Consider the following 1,985-nt stretch of genomic DNA (forward strand, 5'->3'; position numbering starts at 1 on the left):
TTTAAAAGTTTAATCAAAAATTGCCATAAACTTCGCATTACTTCGTCATGTTGGCTTGCTCCGGTGCTCATTTACTGAAGTAAACTCCGCTCCTCACTGCACCACATTCCTTGTACTGCTTGTTTCTATCAATTTTTTAGCTCATCGCTATTTTAACAGTTACCTGTTAAGAATTGACTGGTTTCTCTTCTCTGTTTAATTTTCAAAGACCATCGCTGTCATTTGACAACTTTTATATAATATCATTTCTGATTTACTTTGTCAACATATTTCTTAATTTGTCTTATTAAAAATTTTTTATGTTGACCTTTTCAACTTTCAGCATTTTTTGCCGCATCTCTTAGCGACGAATTTTATTATATAACAAATATGCCCCCACGTCAACATCTATTTTAAACCTTTTTACAAACTTTTGACCAATTTTAAATTATAAGTTACATGTAGCACATAGTATGTTCTTATTATTAACTTTTATGCATACATATATAACTTATAAATAAAAAGAATCTTTCCATCTATAAAAGATGAGAGATTCTTTTTGTTTATGATTAAAATATCACTTTTTAATTTCTACAGAATACTTATTTTTTAATTCATTAGTGAATTTCATATATCTTTTTTTCTGATTTTCTTGTAATAACTGGGCTTTTATATCATTTTTAATTTCATTTAATGGTATGATTGATTCATGATTTTTCTCTTCTACTTTTATAATATGGTATCCAAACTGAGTCTTAACAGGTTCACTTATTGTACCTACTTTTAATAGAAAGGCTACTTTTTCAAATTCGGGTACCATTCTCCCCCTGCCAAAGGTTCCTAAATTACCTCCTGAACTTTTAGATGGACAAATAGAATACTTTTTTGCCGCTTCTTCAAAAGTCATACCTTCATTTATATGCTTTAACACCTCATTAGCTTTATTTAATGTTTCTACTAATATGTGTTTTGCTGATATAGTCTCTTCCCTCATAAACATATCCTTATTATTCTCGTAGTATTTTGATATTTCTTCTTCCTCTACTTTAACTTGAGAAAGCAACTTGCTAATAGTTACTTGAGTTAGTACTTCTTTCTTCACTTTTCCAATTTGTAAAATATAATCCTTATCAGCTTCCATATTATTATCCTTAGCATAATTATAAATTAATTCAAAACATATAATTTCGTCTAATAGTTGTTTTTGTCCTTCCTCTGTTCTTAAATAAGGGTGTCGTTCTTGTGGAAACCTTAATATTGTCTCATCTAATTCTCTTTGTGTAATTTCCTTGCCATTTAAAACTGCTAAAACCTTATTATTCATATTTGCTCTCCTTTTAGAATGATTTATTAAACAACGATTTCATTATGTCATAATTAAATTTATTTTGCTAGAGGAAACAAAATTTAATATATAAACAGGGTTCTTAGATTTATATAGAGTTATAATTCTTAATGATCTAAAACCATAATTACTGTCTGAAAACTTCTTTCCATATATTATAGTATTATGACCTAAGTAATAGCTTGTTGAATAATTCACTTACACCGCCTGTTTCAAATAGTTTAGGGCTTTGTTTCGTTATGCAAACTCACCTGCAAGCATATGCCTTATATGTAATTTCTGTTTGTCAGGTCAAAGTTTTGCCGCCGACTTCCTTCAGATTCCACCTCATGGTGGATACCCTTGTCTTAGGCTGACGCTTGGCACTATTGCCGGATCTCCACTGACAAGTAAATGCCCATGCCAGGCGCACATAAAAAAAAGCATACCCAATTGGGTATGCTTTTTGGTGGCTGAACCAGGAATTGAACCAGGGACACGAGGATTTTCAGTCCTCTGCTCTACCGACTGAGCTATCCAGCCATACAAAATTATCTGGCGACAACTTACTCTCCCACAAAGCTTCCCTTGCAGTACCATCAGCGCTTCAAAGCTTAACCATCGTGTTCGGTATGGGAACGGGTGTTACCTTTGAGCCATAATCACCAGATTTAATTCAGTT

General features: G+C 32.0%; 1 protein-coding gene, 1 tRNA gene and 1 rRNA gene. All 3 read right to left on the minus strand.

Going from position 1 to position 1,985, the window contains the following annotated elements; all coding sequences use genetic code 11:
- Positions 1-556: 556 nt before the first annotated feature.
- Positions 557-1,303, minus strand: a complete 747-nt coding sequence (locus CLLI_RS14175) for a peptidylprolyl isomerase (protein ID WP_106064853.1) — start codon at positions 1,301-1,303, stop codon at positions 557-559.
- A gap of 467 nt (positions 1,304-1,770) precedes the next feature.
- Positions 1,771-1,846: transfer RNA gene (locus CLLI_RS14180), tRNA-Phe, on the minus strand.
- Positions 1,847-1,856: 10 nt separating this feature from the next.
- Positions 1,857-1,973: ribosomal RNA gene (gene rrf, locus CLLI_RS14185) — 5S ribosomal RNA — on the minus strand.
- Positions 1,974-1,985: the final 12 nt, after the last annotated feature.

Source organism: Clostridium liquoris (assembly GCF_002995785.1).
GTDB lineage: Bacteria > Bacillota > Clostridia > Clostridiales > Clostridiaceae > Clostridium_AO > Clostridium_AO liquoris.

Excerpts from the sequence above, each read along its gene's own strand:
- CLLI_RS14175 (WP_106064853.1), bottom strand. The coding sequence starts at position 1,303 with ATGAATAATAAGGTTTTAGCAGTTTTAAATGGCAAGGAAATTACACAA.